Here is a 16,646-nt window from a genome sequence, read left to right as displayed (position 1 = left end):
CTATAGTGTTAACAGATTTCCAATATTACCACTTGAAGAACGAGGTGCCTTGACTGTGAATCAGAAATTGTTTTTTACATTGCTAATCGGATTGTTTGTACTAAGCGGAATAAGTCACTATGCGCATTTCGGCACGACCATTGAATTTATCATTTCAGCAGCCGCGATCTTGTTTGTAGCCGGCTTTCTGGGCAAAGCTACCGAGAGCGTCGCGCACTATGCCGGTCAGCGGCTTGGCGGCTTTCTGAATGCTACGTTCGGTAATGCCGCGGAATTGATCATTGCGATATTCCTTGTCCGCGAAGGATTATTCGATATGGTAAAAGCCAGCATCACCGGTTCCATTATCGGTAACCTTCTACTCGTACTGGGTGCCAGCGTTCTGCTTGGCGGCTTGAAGTATAAAGAGCAGAGATTCAATGTGCAGCTTGCCAGCCACAACTCTTCGCTCATGATCCTGGCTGTCATCGCACTCGCCATTCCTGCGATCTTTATTACCAATCAGCATTTCTCAGCGGATAGCACCAAATTCCTCAGCATTACGATTGCGATCATTCTCATAGTCGCCTATGTGCTCTGGCTCATTTTCTCCATGGTCACGCACAAGGACATTCTCGAGGATGTCGAAGAAACTACACCGGATCACGGCGAAGAACCCGCTTGGTCAAAAAATACGTCCGTCCTATTCCTCATCCTTGCGACCGTTATGACGGCTTTCGTCAGCGAATGGCTCGTTAGCACCCTACATACGTTTACAGCTGATTTCGGCTTCTCTGAAGTGTTTGTCGGCGCCTTCCTGATTGCGATCGTCGGTAATGCGGCAGAACACAGTGCAGCCGTCTTGCTCGCGATGAAGAACAAAATCGGAGCCGCAGTAGAAATTGCAGTCGGCAGCAGTTTGCAAATTGCCCTGTTTGTTGCCCCGGTTCTTATTCTGGTCAGTACATTGTTTGGACCTACGATGGATATCGTGTTCACGCCGATTGAGCTTACAGCGATTGCCGTATCCGTCTTTATCGCCAAGTCCATCTCCAAGGACGGCAAGACGAACTGGTATGAAGGCGCATTGCTCTTGATCGTATACATCATTCTGGGTATTTCATTCTACCTGGTCTAGCCTGCAAAAAAGACGTTCCGTCACATGACGGAACGTCTTTTTGGTTTTGCATAAAAAAAAAGAGCAGCTGCGATATCGCGGCTACCCGTTTAACGCCTCATACAGCTGCGCCAAGTTTCTTTCTAATTTGTTGATAATTTCTTTGCCGACCGTTTCGCCGACAAGTCCTGCACGAATCGCAAAATCGATTTCTCTGGAAAAGCCGTATATTTGAGTGTCCAATACTTCTTCATAAAGCGGACATTTTCTCGTCGCCAAATTTTCCATTTGCACTTCGATCAACTTTTCGATTTTGGTGGCATCCTCGTGAAGGAGATTGAGCGCTTTTTGATGCAGATGAATAAGAACATCGGATGAAGACATCGTACTCCTCCTTAATGCGTGATACTAATCCATTTATCTATTCTTTATATTAGTCGAAATCAACGGAATGTACAAGGTCAAAACAATAAGCGCCTCGCCGATATCTCGGCGAGGCGCTATATGTGATTATAATGAACTGCTATTCAACTACGTTTACTTTAAGATTATGTTTCTCGAACACTGCTGCCAGTGCCGCTTTCGCTTCTTCAGCGTCAGCACCATGGACGTGGAGCTCATAGGAATGTCCGCCGACCAATGTCGTGAATAGACCGAGGATGCTCTTAACGTCAATGTATTTATTCTCGGCTTGGAGTACAATGGACGATTGGAATTTGTTAGCCGTTTGGGAAATATCAACGATTGCCGCGTTATTGGACATGGGAATCCCTCCATAATTTAGTTATTTTCGCTAGCTTCATTCATCATAACCCGATTCTTGTATTCCTTCAAGGGAATTTTACTTTAAGTTCTCCGGATTAAGGCCTTCCAGTTCAGGAATGACGAAATGTCCGTCCTTACGGATCAAACGATCATCGAAATAAACTTCGCCGCCGCCGTATTCCGGTCTTTGAATGAGGACAAGATCCCAGTGAACTGCGGAACGATTACCGTTATCGGTTTCCTCGTAAGCTTGTCCCGGAGTAAAGTGCAAGCTGCCTGCGATTTTCTCATCGAACAAAATATCTTTCATCGGATGCAGAATATACGGGTTAAAGCCAAGGCTGAACTCGCCAATGTAACGCGCACCTTCATCCATGTCCAGAATTTCGTTCAATTTCTCGGTATTGTTGCTTGTCGCTTCGACGATTTTGCCGTCTTTGAACGTAAACTTAATGTTCTCGAAGGTGACGCCGGAATATACCGATGGCGAGTTGTACGTGATCGTACCTTGGACGGATTCACGAATCGGACAGCTGAACACTTCACCATCCGGAATGTTCTTCTGACCGGAACATTTCTCTGCGCCGATCCCTTTAATCGAGAACGTCAAATCCGTTCCTGGGGAAACGATTCGAACTTTATCGGTTTTCTTCATCAGCTCTTCGAGCGGATCCATCGCCTTGTCCATCTTCGCATAGTCAAGGTTACATACGTTAAAGTAGAAATCCTCGAACGCTTCCGTGCTCATGTTCGCGAGCTGAGCCATGGAATCGTTCGGATAACGCAGAACAACCCACTTCGTATGCTTTACGCGCTGCTCGGAGTGGATCGGGTGACGGTAATATTTTTCATACAGATTCATCTTGTCGCTAGGCACATCGGCCAGGGAGTTAATGTTCTCACCGGCGCGGATTGCTATGTATCCGTCCATCGCTTCCATTCGTTTTAAATCAAACGATGCCCACAGCTTAATTTGCTCTTCTGTCGCATTCATCAGCATCGAACGCAATACGGAACGGTCGCTTGTCTCAACGAAAGGACGTCCGCCTTTCTTAGCCACTTCTTCGATGATGCATTTCGCAAGCTCTCGCTCCGATCCAATCATATCGATAAGGACATTCTCTCCAGGCTGTACATTGATGGAGTATCCGACTAAATTCTCTGCAAGCTTCTGCATACGAGGATCACGCATTGTTCAATAACCTCCAGTTAATAAATTCAATACCTATCCTACCATTTTTCAAGCTGTGATGCACGAAGGCTACAGTTGGCCGCCTCCGAGACGGGTAAACACGATCTTCGTCACGCGCGACTCTTTTCGATCCTGCCCTTCTGCTTTATACTGCAGAGTCGTCTTCTCCTCTAATTGCAGAGGCAGCAGTTTCTTGCGGTCAATGACCATGCGGCAGCTGGATTGCACGCGAAGCGTGGACAGCATCGCTTCAAGCTGTGCTTTGGATCGGCTGAGCTCTTCTTTCCACTCTCTCTCAAGCGAACCTTCGGCTCCTGATGCCTGTTTGCTTTGCATGGTATTCTTGGAAGCAGAAGCAGCGGGCACTTTCTTCTCAAGAACGCTAAATTCGTCTCGCAGCGTTTGTATCCAAGTCGCCTTCGCTTTCGCCTCATTCGAAGTTATGCGTAATACGGCGGTGCGATTTCCGGATTCCGAGGGCACTAATTCCGTAGTCTGAGCATTGTTTTCTACCTGTCTGAGATACTCCAAAGGATGAATCGAACCGCCAAGCGAATCCGGATTGTTTGCTTTCACCTTCACATTGTTATGATTTTCTACCGTTCCTTGAAATGTCATCGCCTTTATCGGTGATAAGCCGGTTAGACCGATGCCCGTATCCCCTGTAAATGCATACCGATCAACGCCTGACAAGCCTGATACGGATAAGGAAAGCAGCTCTCCCGGCGATTTATTGTCTACTGCTGAATTGCAGCCGATTACCGTAATCATAATTAAACAACTTGTCATCCATTTCATTACTTTCATTCGATTCGCCTCCAGCCCATCCTTTGTACCTATCTCACTTAGCGTCTGTTTCATCGCTTGTCTTTATGTAACGAAACAACAAAAAAACAGCAGCCATTACGCTGCCGCCGTTACTCGTTTAAACCGCTGCTATCCGATCATGATGCGATTGCGCCCATTCTTCTTCGCTTCGTACAGCGCCATATCCGCCCGATAAAATAAAGATTCGACGCTGATTTTCTCCTCCTCGAACGTCCACTCCGAAAGCCCGCAGGATACGGTCACCTTCGGCTCTGTATGCTCTTCCACCATATTGCGGATACGCTCTGCGATACGGTAAGCTTGCATCGATCTAATTTGAGGCAAATAAACGGCGAGCTCCTCGCCTCCCCATCTCGCTGCAATATCGCTATCGCGAATACAGGAGCGAATCATTTCGCTCACGATCACGAGAATGCTGTCTCCGATGAGATGGCCGTATGTATCGTTCACTTTCTTGAAGTGATCGATATCTACCAGCACGAGCGAGCCGCAAGGATCCTTCCGCTGGCGATATTGGATTTGCTCATTCAGATAATTCCGGGCATATAAACCGGTTAAGTTATCCGTAATTACCATCCGTCTTACTTCGGCATGCAAGGATGCATTGGAAATCGCCAGTCCGATGTGGGTGGTCAGCACCTGAAGCAGCTTGTAGTTCTCGTAAGAGAAATAGTTTGCGCTCTTATCGGAGACCATGATCACACCAAAAAGTTCCGAACCGGACATGACCGGCGCAGCAATAAGCGATCTTGAGCCTGTTTCGTCCATTAGCTTGGATTCAACCACCCGCGTAGCCAAATAGTCAGATATGATGAGCGGCTCTTTCGTGCTGTGAATGATTCCGCAGAAACCGTAAGCTGTGGGACACTTCTCGCCGACCACGGAAGGCAAATTGCTCGCTGCAATTTGAAAGCTTTGCTGTTCATTGGTCAATTGGATCAAATGGCAGTAATCCGCTTTGAAAATATGCAGCAGCTCCGTCATCGCGTAATCGAACACTTCATTGAGACGAAGCGATTGATTAAGTCGTTTCGCTAACTCATTAATGAGCTGCAATTCGCTGATTAACAAATTGGATTGCTCAAAGAGCTTGGCATTCTCAAATGCGGAGCCTGCCGTATCTGCCAGCATGGCAAGCGCCCGAATCTCGGCATCTTCCCAGTGGGCAGTTTGCATAACTAAGCTAAGAACGCCGTATACGGCTTGTTTGCCGCTCATCGGGATCGCTACTCTCGTGCTATTCTCCTCAGAGCTGACGATCGGCTGCCCGGAAAGAAAGGATCTCGCATAGATATCTTCCGTACTGTGCCTAAGCATAAGCGGTTTGACCCGCGGATCATTATTCACATGGTCTTGCGACAAATACAAATTCACGTCTGCGAGCGGATACAGCTCAGCCATATCCTGCAGCAAAACCTGGAGCACCATCGAAACGTCATTCTGATCATGCAGCCTCTTCGCAACATTAAACATCGTATCTTGATGCCTGGCTTCCTTCTCGCTGAGCTTCTGTCTGTTATGCAAATCCCGGACGACTCTCACATCGAACCGGTGATAGAACATTTGACGAATCAAGAGCGCGGTAGTATGCAGCAGGGAATGAAGCTCATCGCTCTTGTCACGTTTAACGAGCACCAGTGTCGCAATGCTTTGCGGCTCAATCGAACGATTAAGTAACGAAACCTCCAATCGAACCGACTGAGTCTCATTTACCTCTTGCCCGTGCTGCGCAATAACTTGCCCGGCAGCACTATACAGAGCAAGCTCATAATCAAGCAAGGGCGACTTCATCGCCTTCGCTTCCTCCAACCAATTTTGGAAGCTTTCCTTTAGTAGGGAAATGACCGTTGAATCGCTGCTTTCATGGATATCACCTGAAGGAAATGATGACGTTGGCTGCTGCGTATTCAAGCGAATATCAGCCTTATAGTTCGTATTATTCATCCAATCAGAATCGATGGATTTCACCGCAGCATCACCTCATTCCATATTCGATTTCCATGTTGAAATTTGTCTCTACCATTCTACAACTATACTTGATAAATTATTGAAATGCACGACTTTTGGCACTAGATGAGTAGGTCTTGCGATACAGCGAATTTCCAGGATGCGATTCATGAAATTCCCTGGCAAGTTTCTAACCTGATTCGCTTGACATTCGACGCTCAACTTATATAATATTTATAGTTGAATACATGGGAACGGTTTTGTGTCACCCTCAAGAGACTGTCGCTATCAGGTCTGCGGCTGAACATACCTGGTAGGACTTCATTGTGCAAACAATGCAGCGTAGACAGCACTCGGCGAAACACCCATTTCAAACATCCCATTTGAAGAAGGAGTTTTACGACACATGTCAAGATATACAGGTCCTAAATTTAAACTTAGCCGTCGCCTCGGCATTTCCCTAAGCGGTACAGGTAAAGAACTGAAACGCGCATTCCCACCAGGCCAACACGGTCCGGGACAACGCAAGAAAATGAGCGGTTACGGCATTCAATTGCAAGAAAAACAAAAGCTTCGTCACATGTACGGAATGAACGAAAAACAATTCCGTAACCTGTTTGACAAAGCTTCGAAACAAAAAGGTATTGCCGGTGAAAACTTCATGGCGCTTCTTGAGAGCCGTCTGGACAACCTGGTTTACCGTCTTGGTTTCGCAAACTCCCGTGCAGGCGCTCGTCAGCTTGTATCCCACGGTCACGTTACTGTAAACGGTAAGAAAGTCGACATCGCTTCTTACACAGTATCGATCGGCGATGTAATCGGTCTTCGTGAGCGCAGCCGTGCTTTGAAATCGATCAAAGAAGCTTTGGCAGGACGTAACTTCCTACCGAACTACCTTGAGTTCAACGACAGCGCTGTTGAAGGTAAATTCGTTCGTCTTCCAGAACGTGCTGAACTTCCGCAAGAGATCGACGAGAAACAAATCGTCGAGTTCTACAGCCGTTAATAAATCGAGCGGTCCGAATATTCGGACCGCTCTTTTTTATGCTTATTCGGTTGGTTTTGCTAATGTAGCCGTTACTTCTTGAACTAAGGCCTCGGGTAATGCTGCTGCTGCCGCATCAGAAGTAAGCTGTGATTTGTTTGTTAACCCTCTGACGAATGCATTCAGATCGATTCCTGAGACGCTCTTCAGCATTTCCGGCGCTGTTGCCATCAAGGAGGTGACGTAGTTGCTTAAACGTGCCGCACCTTCCCCATGACCGGTATCCACGATCGTCAGCTTGTCGATCGCGCGAATCGGATCGGCCACTTTACCGGCCAGCTCAGGCAGCATCTTCACAATGATATCGAGAACGGCCGCTTCGCCGAAGAGCTCGAACGCTCTTGCCAGCTTTTCTTTCGCTTCCGCTTCTGCCAAACCGCGAAGCCGGATAACCTCTGCCTCAGCAGTACCCTTGGCACGCTCCGCATCTGCTATAGCCATACCTTCAAGTCGCTTCTGCTCCGCATTTGCACGTGCTTCGGCTTCGATCTTGTACTGCGCAGCATCTGCTTCGCGCATCCGCTTCGATTTGTCCGCTTCAGCGGCTTGTTCCACTGCATAGCGGTCCGCATCTGCCTTCTTCTTCACTTCCGCATCGTACTGTTTCTCGCGGCGCAATATCTCTTTGCCTTCGATATCAATTTCACGCTCTTTACGAACGATCTCAACCTGCATTTGCTCTTCGACCACCTGCTGTTTCGCTTTCGCTTCTTGAATCGCGTAAGCTTGGTCCGCTTCCGCTTTAGCGGAATCCTGCTCTTTCTTAAAGGAAGCTACTTTAAGCTCCTTCGCTTTGGACGCTTCCGCGATGTTCGTATCCCGCAGCAGCTCGGCCTTCTGCCCTTCTTCTTCCGCTTTCGCCTTCTGAATCCGCGAATCCCGAACGGCTTCCGCTTCCGCAATGTCTGCATCTCGCTTCACGGCTGCGATACGCGGCTTACCCAGCGCATCCAGATAACCATGCTTATCGCGAACATCCTTGATTGTGAACGAAACGATTTGCAGCCCCATTTTCTTCAAATCAAGCGCTGCAATCCCTTGTACTTCCTGCGCGAATTTATCGCGGTTCCGGTACACTTCTTCCACGGTCATCGAGCCGAGGATGGCACGTAGATGACCTTCCAATACTTCTTGCGCCTCGCCTTTCAGCGACTCCGTCGGCTTGCCGAGAAACTGCTCTGCTGCCGTTGCAACATCTTCTACCGTGCCGCCGATCTTAATAATGGCAACGCCATCGCAGATGACCGGAACACCCTGCTCGGTATATACTTCAGGCGTCGATACATCAAGCTTATGAGAGAGCAGCGAGAGGAAATCTGCTTTTTGGAATACCGGCAGAATGAATGCCCCGCCGCCGCGTACGATTTTGATCCGGCGTCCGGTCTCGTCAATGGCCGCGTTACGACCGCCAAGGAATGTACCGGTAACTATCATCGCTTTGTCCGGGCCAACGGTCCGGTAACGCGCCCAAAAGGCAAGACCAAGTACGATGAGAACACCAACAACGACTGCTGGAATGACTAAGTAATCTGGAATCAAATAAAAATCCCCTCTCGGTTGTAAACTTACAGCTCCAATAATGAAACCATTAACGAATGACCTTGAACGTTAATCACAACGACGCGCGATCCATTCGGAATCAGGACGCCATCATGACTGGATGCAATATGGCTGGTTAAGCCTGCACCTACTCGAATCATTACTTCCCCATACCCTTTCGCCGGAATCGGAACGGAAACTTCCCCAATTGTACCTGCAAGCTCCTTCATCGAATACCCGGTCGAATTCTCGGTCTTCTGCATGGGTCGTACATAGAAGTAATAAACGCCCAGCGCGGCCGCAACCGCACACAGAATCGATAACACCAGTACAACTGCCGAGCCCAGCTCTGTATGTCTACCCAACAACAGGCCGGCGCCGCCGAACACCGTAACGCCGCCGACGATGGCCATCGGCTGCAAGATCGGATGTCCATCCAGGGACAAGAAATCGAGCATACCGTCGAGCGAAGCGCTAAGCCAGTCTCCAAGAACGACACTTACAATCGCAAATAAAATGCCGCCAACCAGGCAGCCCATGAATAAACCTTCCAAAGCCCTCCCCCCTTCATTTATAAAATGAACCATATTCTAGCAGAACATCCGGTATTTATTACGCAGAATGTTCACATAAGTTTCGATGGACAACGACAACACGGACAAGCCTTGTCGAAATATAGAAAAAGCCCGCCTGCGAATCGCTTCGTCAGGCGAGCTTTTATTATTTGTTATTCCAGCACGATTTTAACAATTTTACGTTTGCCAACTTGCACGATGTCACCGGACACCGGGGTAATCGCAGCTGAACAGTCATCAATCTTAACCCCATTGATACGCACTGCTCCTTGCTGAACGCTCCTCTTCGCCTCACTGGAAGAAGTCTGCAGTCCAAGGGTCGTTAGCAGCTTGAAGATACTAATGGAGCCTTCTTCAAAGATATGGCTTGAAAGCGGCACCTCTTCAATATCAGTAGGAAGCGCGCGTTTCTGGAATACCGTAATAAAATGCTGCTCTGCTGCTTCCGCGGCCTCTTCGCCATGGTACATGCGGACAAGCGTCCGACCCAGCCTCATCTTCGCATCCCGCGGATGTACGCTGCCGCCTTCGAGTCCGTCCCTCAATGCTTGCAGCTCTTCATTGGTCATATCCGTTGCGAGCTCATAGTATTTGATCATAAGCTCATCCGGAATGGACATGGATTTCCCGTAAATTTGATTCGGCTCCTCATCGATCCCGATATAGTTGCCAAGGCTCTTGCTCATCTTGTTGACGCCGTCCAAACCTTCGAGAAGCGGTGTCATAATGGCAACCTGAGCGCTCTTGCCATATTCTCTCTGCAGGGTACGACCCATGAGCAGATTGAACTTCTGATCCGTTCCGCCAAGCTCAACATCGCTTTCCAGCGCGACTGAGTCATAACCTTGCATCAGGGGGTAGAAAAACTCGTGGATGCTGATCGGCTGGCCGGATTGGTAGCGTTTCGTAAAATCATCCCGTTCGAGCATGCGAGCTACCGTTACTTTCGCCGACAAGGTCACGACATCTGCAAAATGCAGCGGGCTAAGCCATTCCGAGTTGTAGTAAACGGTCGTTTTCGCCGGATCCAGCAGCTTGAAAATTTGCTTCTTATACGTTTCCGCATTGCGCTTTAAGTCTTCTTCGGTCAATTGCTTGCGCGTCTCCGATTTACCAGTAGGGTCCCCGATCCGTCCGGTGAAATCACCGATAATGAGCTGCACCGTATGGCCAAGCTGTTGAAATTGTCTTAACTTGTGAAGCACAACCGTGTGTCCGATATGAATGTCCGGCGCTGAAGGATCAAGCCCCAGCTTTACTTTCAGCGGCGTGCCTGTCGCAACCGCGCCTGCTACCTTCGCTTTCAATTCATCCTCCGGTACAATTTCAACGACACCACGGCGGATGACGTTCAATTGTCTTTCTACTTCCTGCTGCTGGTCCGGCGTAAGCTGATCCCATTTCATCATTACGATACACTCCCTCCGCGAAATAACAAAAAATCCTTCTGTCCTCAAGGGACGAGAAGGATTTGCTCGCGGTACCACCCTCGTTAGAGTCGCCGGCACCGGATGTCAGCTGGACTGACGCGGATGCCCATATGGCGGCTCTCACTTCATTTCATAACGGATTCTATCCGGAAACAGACTACTGGCAGAGCCTCTTTTAATAAAAACTTAAAGGAGGCCTCGTTCGTCCGATCAGCTCGAGGCGGTAATTCAAACTGCAGCGCGTGCCGGTTCACACCACCCACCGGCTCTCTGGAATCGTCGATCAGCAGCTCTACTGATGCCTGTCATCACGTTTCAATATGAACTTTTCTTGTTCTAGGTTATATCATACGGGTTCAGCAAAAGTCAACGGGAAGCCGGTTTGTCTTTAAGTTTAGACAAAAACACGTTCTCCACTGCAAACCGTATGGCGATTTATGCTATAATAGCACTGTTAATCGGAGGAGGCTAATCATTTTATGAATCAAGACCGTCAACAGAAAACAAAAGGATACAGCAAATGGCGGACTTTTGGAATCGTGACGCTCGTAACCTTCAAATGGCTATTCATTTTCGGATTATTAATCGGATTGTTTGCCGGAGCGACCGTCGCAGGTTACGTCGCATCCTTCGTCAAGGATGAACCCGTACGCCCCCGCACTGATATTGAAACCAAAATAAACGAGAACGCCATAACGGGCTTTGTCTATTTCAATGATGGACAAACACCTGTCGGACAATTGCGTACGCAAGAGGACCGCCGGCTCATTAAGCGAGCTGACATCCCTCCGCAAGTCGTAAATGCCGTCCTTGCTACGGAGGACAACAATTTCTACTCACATATCGGCGTGGATTTCAATGGTTTGGCGCGCGCCGTGAAACAGAAAGTACTTAACGAAGAAACCCAAACAGGCGGCAGTACGCTCACGCAGCAGCTGGCTCGCCAAGTGTTTCTCACCTTGGACAAGACGGACAGTCGTAAAGCGAAAGAAATCTTCCTCGCCCTGCGGCTGGAGCGGTTTATGACCAAGGACGAAATTTTGACGGCTTACCTCAATAAGGTACAGTTTGGAACGGGAAACAGCGGCTATAATCTATATGGTATTAAAGCAGCAGCCAAAGGGATCTTCAATATTACGGACCTGAATCAACTGAACACTGCACAATCGGCCTATTTGGCCGGATTGCCGCAGCGACCGTCCGCCTATACCGCATTCACCAGCAAAGGCAAATTCAATGAGTCCGGCTTCGCGTTATCGATCGACCGCCAGCACATTGTGCTTAAGCGGATGCTCGAAACGGGACGAATCAGCGCTGAACAATACGATGAGGCACTGGCCTTCGATATCAAAGCCTCGCTGGCCAAGCCTACGGAGAAAGCGTACTCTACCTTCCCGTACTTGATGCTCGAAGCAGAACGTCAGGGAGCAGAGATTTTGCTCATGCAGGAGAATCCTAACCTGACCATAGCGGATGTTCGCAAGAAGGAGAATGCGCCTCTTATTGAAGAAGCGCGGGAGCGCCTGCTGCGCGGCGGTTATCACATCTATACGACGATCGACAAGCGTGTGTATAATGCCATGCATAAAGTAGGCACCAACCCGGAGAACTTCGATCCGGACAGCGAAGAGAAAGGCATGGAACAAACGGCTGCCGTTATGCTAGATCATAAAACGGGCGCCATTCTGGGGATGCTGGAAGGCCGCGACTTCTACACCGAGCAGATGAACCATGCCACTCAGATGACAAGGCAGCCCGGTTCTACGATGAAGCCAATCGCTGCTTACCTACCGGCCATCGAGAAGGGTTTAATTCAACCGGCCAGCGTGCTGGATGATGCTCCGATGGTGCTTAAGGACGGACAGAAGGGCTTCCATATTCCGATGAACTTCAATAAGAAGTTCTACGGACTCGTTACGGCGCGTGAAGCGTTAAACCGCTCCTTGAACTTGCCGGCTCTTAAGCTGTTCAACCAAGTGGTGACGATTCCGGAAGCTTGGAAGTTCGCCAGAAAGCTCGGCATTACTTCGCTTAAACCAGAAGATGAGTATGCGCAAACCGGCGTAATCGGGGGTCTGAGCATCGGCGTTTCGGTTGAAGAGCTTACGAATGCTTATGGCGCAATCGCGAACGACGGCGTCTTTAACGATGCTTACATGATCAGCAAAATTACCGATGCCAATGGCGATATTGTCTTTAAGCATGAAGCGAAGCCGCTTCGGGTATTCTCGCAGCAAACCGCCTTCCTTATGACGGATATGCTAAAAACAGTCATTTCTGATCCGAACGGATCCGGTCATGCCGTGGCGTCCAAGTTCAAAAACTACGGCAAAATCCCAGTCGTCGGTAAAACAGGCTCCACGCAAAGTTATGGCGATGTTTGGTTCGAGGGTTTCACCCCGGATGTCACGCTTGGCGTGTGGGTCGGGTATGAGAAGCAAGCTTACTCGCTGTCGAAAGACGGAAGAAATCATGCTAAGAACATCTGGTCCCTCATTATGAACGAAGTGACGGATGAACGGCCTGAGTTATTCCCAACCAAGCAGTTCAGCATGCCTTCAGGCATTGTTAAATCTACGGTATCGAGCGTTAGCGGCAAGCTTCCAACTGAGCTTACGCGGAGCAGCGGCAAGCTTGTAACCGATTGGTTCAACAGCAAATTCCTGCCGAAGGAATCCGATGACGCGCTTGTCAAAATGGCCGTGATCTCATTCAACGGAGTCAACTACATTCCGCAGCCTGCAACGCCGGCAGATATGATTAAGGAACTCACGGTCGTCAAACGCGAGAAACCGCTTGACGTGCTCATGCAGGAAATCGAGGCTGCTCAAGCCAAATTGCCGGAAGACAGCCGCAGGCCGATGAGCATGTACCTGCCGCCGGATGCGGGGCAGGATGCACCATCGATCGTCGATCCGCGCGTTGAAGACGGTAAAGCTCCTTCTGCGCCACCTAATGTGCGGCTCGAAACCGTGAGCAAGTCCAATGCATACCGTATCGTATTTGCTCCTGCTCCTGAGAAGGATATTGTCGGCTACCGTTTATACCGCGCTATAAACGACGGGCCTTTCACTTACACCGGAAGTCCGGTTATGACGGGCCAAGAAAACCGTTTCGTCAATTACGTGAGCGGTTCGGCGACGTTCAGCTACTATGTCACATCCGTTGATGTAGCGGGCAGAGAATCCGCACCGAGCGGCATCGTAGCGTCAGGCAGCGGAAGCAATCCGCTTCCGCCTACTCCGGACTTCACGGATGATGGCGATGTTCAAGGTACGGGTGATGATACCGGCGGAATTCTGCTTCCTGATCCGGGGTCAACAACCGGCGAGAGCGGCTTAGCCGCTCCTTCGGTCCCGATGAACGTAAAGCTTGAAAGCACCGATATCGGAATTAAGCTCACCTGGTCCGATAATGCAACCTCAGAGCAAGTCATGCAGTACAATGTTTACTACAGTACGACCGAGAACGGCAGATATCGTAAAATCGGCTCTACCGATGAGTCCAGATTCGAATATGTCTCCCCCATGTCCGCAGGTTACTTCCAAGTGAGCGCGGTCAACGAAACAGGCGAATCCGGCACATCCACTCCGGTCGGAATCAAATAGGTACAATCAAGAAAGCCGCCAAGCGCATCATTCCGATGCACTTGGCGGCTTTTGTTTACTTCGAAGCTTAGTCTTCAATTGTCGACAGGTCACCTGTCGGGAGGTTAAGCTCCCATGCCTTCAGGACGCGGCGCATAATCTTCCCGCTGCGCGTCTTCGGCAATTTATCTTTGAACTCGATTTCGCGAGGGGCTGCATGAGCGGACAATCCTTCTTTGACAAACTTCGCGATATCCGCTTTCAGTTCATCCGAAGGCGTGTAGCCTTCGCGAAGAGCAACGAATGCTTTGATGATCTCGCCGCGCATCGGATCCGGTTTGCCGATTACACCTGCTTCGGCAACGGCCGGATGCTCTACGAGCTTGCTCTCCACCTCGAATGGCCCTACACGCTCGCCTGCTGTATTGATAACGTCATCAATACGGCCTTGGAACCAGAAGTAGCCATCTTCGTCTTGATAAGCGGAGTCCCCTGAAATGTACCAGCCTTCTAAACGGAAATACTCTTCGTATTTGGCCGGGTTATTCCATACTTTGCGCATCATGGATGGCCAAGGTGTGCGAATCGCCAGGTTACCCATCCGGTATGGCGGAAGCTCGTTCCCGCTGTCGTCGATGATCGCGGCTTGAACGCCCGGAATCGGCTTACCCATGGAGCCCGGTTTAATATCCATGCTCGGATAGTTGCAGATCAGCTGTGCGCCGGTTTCGGTCATCCACCACGTATCGTGGATACGCTGGTTGTAGACTTTAAGCCCCCAACGAACAACCTCCGGGTTAAGCGGCTCGCCGACACTAAGTACATGACGCAGGCTGGAGAGGTCGAATTTCTGAACGACATCGTCCCCTGCGCCCATCAGCATGCGGAACGCCGTTGGAGCGCTGTACCACACGGTAACGCCGTATTTCTGGATGGTGGAATACCAGTCCTGCGGGCTGAAACGTCCACCCCGAATGACATTGGCAGCACCGTTAAGCCAAGGGGCAAAGATACCGTAAGAAGTTCCGGTTACCCAGCCTGGATCGGCTGTGCACCAGTACACATCGTTGGGCTTCAAATCAAGCACAACTTGTCCTGTGAAGTAGTGCTGAATCATCGCATTATGAACATGGAAAATACCTTTAGGTTTGCCTGTGGAGCCCGATGTATAGTGAAGCAGAAGGCCATCTTCACGATCAAGCCATTCGATCTCGGCTTCATCCGCTGCCTTTGCCATCTCTTCTTTGAAATCGACGATGCCTTCCCCCGCTTGAACGCCTTCACCATAAACGATGATATGCTTCAAATCCGGCAATTCGCTGCGCGGAATTCGTGAGAGCAATGCCGGTGTCGTCACAATGGCAGTTGCGCCGCTGTCAAGCAAGCGGTCTCTGACGGCCGTTTCCATGAACGCTTCGAATAGCGGGCCTACAACCGCACCGACTTTAAGCGAGCCAAGCAGACTGAAATAAAGCTCAGGCGTACGCGGCATGAAAATGAATACCCGCTCGCCTTTCCCGATTCCAAGTCCGCGAAGCACATTGGCAAAACGGTTCGACTGACCGGACAACTCTTGGAACGTATACGATTCGTCTCTATTGTTATCGCTATAGTAGAGTGCGACATTGCCGCCTCGTCCCGCTGCTACATGACGATCGATCGCTTCATAGGCCATATTGACCTTGCCTGTTTCAGACCATGAAAACTGTTGTTCAAGCTGTTCAAAACTAAAGTTACCGTATGTTTCATCGTAGCTTGTCATGTTGGAGCCGGATGCCGTAGCCGGAATCCGTTCTTGATGCATGTTAGTCATTCTTTCATCATCCTCCTGCCCATTGTGCAACATTTTCTAGCGAGGTCGGCCTCCGTAACGGCTTCCTCTTAGGAATACGCTTTCATATTATATCACGCTGCGTCTCGTTCAACCATGCTTTTCAACTTGACTTTTTTTTGTTATAAGTTAAATAGAACGCGAAAGGAGCCAACATCATTGGAACATCGCAAAAGGATGCAAGCGCAGCGATTGCCTTATCAGGATCGAGAAATCGTCGTGGAAGGGCCTTTGCCCGCAGATGCACTGAAACGGCTTAAGCTTCATCCCCAATTGGATGCATTTCGCAGACCGGAAGAACAAATGAAAGCACTTCTCGAGATTGCTGAGCTGCCGGAAGGACGGATTATTGCCGCCCGCGATGGCGAAATCATCGTCGGTTATGTCACCTTCCACTATCCGGACGAACTGGAACGCTGGTCCGAGGGCGGAATGATCGATCTCATCGAGCTGGGTGCGGTAGAAGTTTCCGATGACTACCGCTCGCTTGGACTCGGCAAACGGATGATTCGGCTCGCTTTCTCGCAAGAACAACTGGAGAACGTCATCGTATATACGACGGAATATTATTGGCACTGGGATCTGGAAGGCACGAAGCTGAGCGTCTGGGAATACCGTGCTATGATGGAGAAGCTGATGAAATCCGTCGAGATGGAGTGGGTAGCAACCGACGACCCTGAAATATGCGCTCATCCTGCGAATTGTTTAATGGTCAGAGTCGGCAAAGAAGTTCCTATCAGCTCGATCGAGCAATTCGACCGTGTCCGCTTCAGGCAGCGGTTTATGTATTAGCAGGCTGCAGCAAGCGGCG

Annotated in this window: 13 protein-coding genes and 1 other annotated feature; of the genes, 4 read left to right on the top strand and 9 right to left on the bottom strand. The window is 49.6% G+C overall.

Annotated features, from left to right (window positions below; all coding sequences use genetic code 11):
• The first annotated feature begins 55 nt into the window (after positions 1-55).
• The gene (cax, locus tag BM412_RS06520; RefSeq protein WP_091215412.1) at positions 56-1,117 is read left to right on the top strand and encodes a calcium/proton exchanger; all 1,062 of its coding nucleotides are present in this window, start codon (positions 56-58) and stop codon (positions 1,115-1,117) included.
• Between the two features lie 81 nt (positions 1,118-1,198).
• Here the strand turns inward: cax and BM412_RS06515 are convergent, their stop codons facing one another.
• From BM412_RS06515 to BM412_RS06495, 5 genes are all read right to left on the bottom strand, one after another.
• The gene (locus tag BM412_RS06515; protein WP_091215409.1) at positions 1,199-1,480 is read right to left on the bottom strand and encodes an Fpa/YlaN family protein; all 282 of its coding nucleotides are present in this window, start codon (positions 1,478-1,480) and stop codon (positions 1,199-1,201) included.
• 139 nt (positions 1,481-1,619) lie between these two features.
• Positions 1,620-1,859, bottom strand: a complete 240-nt coding sequence (locus tag BM412_RS06510) for an HPr family phosphocarrier protein (protein WP_091215406.1) — start codon at positions 1,857-1,859, stop codon at positions 1,620-1,622.
• Between the two features lie 78 nt (positions 1,860-1,937).
• Positions 1,938-3,053, bottom strand: a complete 1,116-nt coding sequence (locus tag BM412_RS06505; RefSeq protein ID WP_091215403.1) for an aminopeptidase — start codon at positions 3,051-3,053, stop codon at positions 1,938-1,940.
• Between the two features lie 69 nt (positions 3,054-3,122).
• Positions 3,123-3,860, bottom strand: a complete 738-nt coding sequence (locus tag BM412_RS06500) for a hypothetical protein (protein WP_091215401.1) — start codon at positions 3,858-3,860, stop codon at positions 3,123-3,125.
• Between the two features lie 129 nt (positions 3,861-3,989).
• Positions 3,990-5,849, bottom strand: a complete 1,860-nt coding sequence (locus BM412_RS06495) for a sensor domain-containing diguanylate cyclase (protein WP_256256152.1) — start codon at positions 5,847-5,849, stop codon at positions 3,990-3,992.
• Positions 5,850-6,234: 385 nt separating this feature from the next.
• On the opposite strand from BM412_RS06495, the gene rpsD reads away from it, so the two are divergent.
• Complete coding sequence (rpsD, locus tag BM412_RS06490) at positions 6,235-6,834, top strand: 30S ribosomal protein S4 (RefSeq protein ID WP_091215399.1); 600 nt, start codon at positions 6,235-6,237, stop codon at positions 6,832-6,834.
• Between the two features lie 42 nt (positions 6,835-6,876).
• Here the strand turns inward: rpsD and BM412_RS06485 are convergent, their stop codons facing one another.
• From BM412_RS06485 to tyrS, 3 genes are all read right to left on the bottom strand, one after another.
• Complete coding sequence (locus BM412_RS06485; RefSeq protein ID WP_177245875.1) at positions 6,877-8,409, bottom strand: flotillin family protein; 1,533 nt, start codon at positions 8,407-8,409, stop codon at positions 6,877-6,879.
• Between the two features lie 29 nt (positions 8,410-8,438).
• On the bottom strand, positions 8,439-8,966 hold the full coding sequence (locus tag BM412_RS06480; RefSeq protein ID WP_091215394.1) for an NfeD family membrane protein: 528 nt from the start codon (positions 8,964-8,966) through the stop codon (positions 8,439-8,441).
• Between the two features lie 173 nt (positions 8,967-9,139).
• Positions 9,140-10,393 carry a tyrosine--tRNA ligase gene (gene tyrS, locus BM412_RS06475; protein ID WP_091220237.1) on the bottom strand — a complete coding sequence of 418 codons (1,254 nt, stop codon included), beginning with the start codon at positions 10,391-10,393 and terminating at the stop codon, positions 9,140-9,142.
• 47 nt (positions 10,394-10,440) lie between these two features.
• Positions 10,441-10,735, bottom strand: a binding site (T-box leader).
• A 161-nt stretch (positions 10,736-10,896) separates the two neighbouring features.
• Here tyrS and BM412_RS06470 point away from each other — a divergent pair.
• The gene (locus tag BM412_RS06470) at positions 10,897-14,025 is read left to right on the top strand and encodes a transglycosylase domain-containing protein (RefSeq protein ID WP_091215392.1); all 3,129 of its coding nucleotides are present in this window, start codon (positions 10,897-10,899) and stop codon (positions 14,023-14,025) included.
• 67 nt (positions 14,026-14,092) lie between these two features.
• Here the strand turns inward: BM412_RS06470 and acsA are convergent, their stop codons facing one another.
• Positions 14,093-15,817, bottom strand: a complete 1,725-nt coding sequence (acsA, locus tag BM412_RS06465; protein ID WP_091215389.1) for an acetate--CoA ligase — start codon at positions 15,815-15,817, stop codon at positions 14,093-14,095.
• A 177-nt stretch (positions 15,818-15,994) separates the two neighbouring features.
• On the opposite strand from acsA, the gene BM412_RS06460 reads away from it, so the two are divergent.
• Positions 15,995-16,627, top strand: a complete 633-nt coding sequence (locus tag BM412_RS06460; protein ID WP_091215386.1) for a GNAT family N-acetyltransferase — start codon at positions 15,995-15,997, stop codon at positions 16,625-16,627.
• The last annotated feature ends 19 nt before the right edge of the window (positions 16,628-16,646 follow it).

Origin of the sequence: Paenibacillus sp. BC26, assembly GCF_900116125.1 — a bacterium.
GTDB lineage: Bacteria > Bacillota > Bacilli > Paenibacillales > Paenibacillaceae > Paenibacillus_Z > Paenibacillus_Z lignilyticus.
This window is presented reverse-complemented; position numbering and strand designations above follow the sequence as displayed.

What these genes read in the sequence shown, in the direction of transcription:
- acsA (WP_091215389.1), bottom strand. Translation starts at nt 15,817, where the DNA reads ATGACTAACATGCATCAAGAACGGATTCCGGCTACGGCATCCGGCTCC.
- BM412_RS06510 (WP_091215406.1), bottom strand. Translation starts at nt 1,859, where the DNA reads ATGTCCAATAACGCGGCAATCGTTGATATTTCCCAAACGGCTAACAAA.
- rpsD (WP_091215399.1), top strand. Translation starts at nt 6,235, where the DNA reads ATGTCAAGATATACAGGTCCTAAATTTAAACTTAGCCGTCGCCTCGGC.
- BM412_RS06515 (WP_091215409.1), bottom strand. Translation starts at nt 1,480, where the DNA reads ATGTCTTCATCCGATGTTCTTATTCATCTGCATCAAAAAGCGCTCAAT.
- BM412_RS06505 (WP_091215403.1), bottom strand. Translation starts at nt 3,053, where the DNA reads ATGCGTGATCCTCGTATGCAGAAGCTTGCAGAGAATTTAGTCGGATAC.
- BM412_RS06470 (WP_091215392.1), top strand. Translation starts at nt 10,897, where the DNA reads ATGAATCAAGACCGTCAACAGAAAACAAAAGGATACAGCAAATGGCGG.
- tyrS (WP_091220237.1), bottom strand. Translation starts at nt 10,393, where the DNA reads ATGAAATGGGATCAGCTTACGCCGGACCAGCAGCAGGAAGTAGAAAGA.
- BM412_RS06500 (WP_091215401.1), bottom strand. Translation starts at nt 3,860, where the DNA reads ATGAAAGTAATGAAATGGATGACAAGTTGTTTAATTATGATTACGGTA.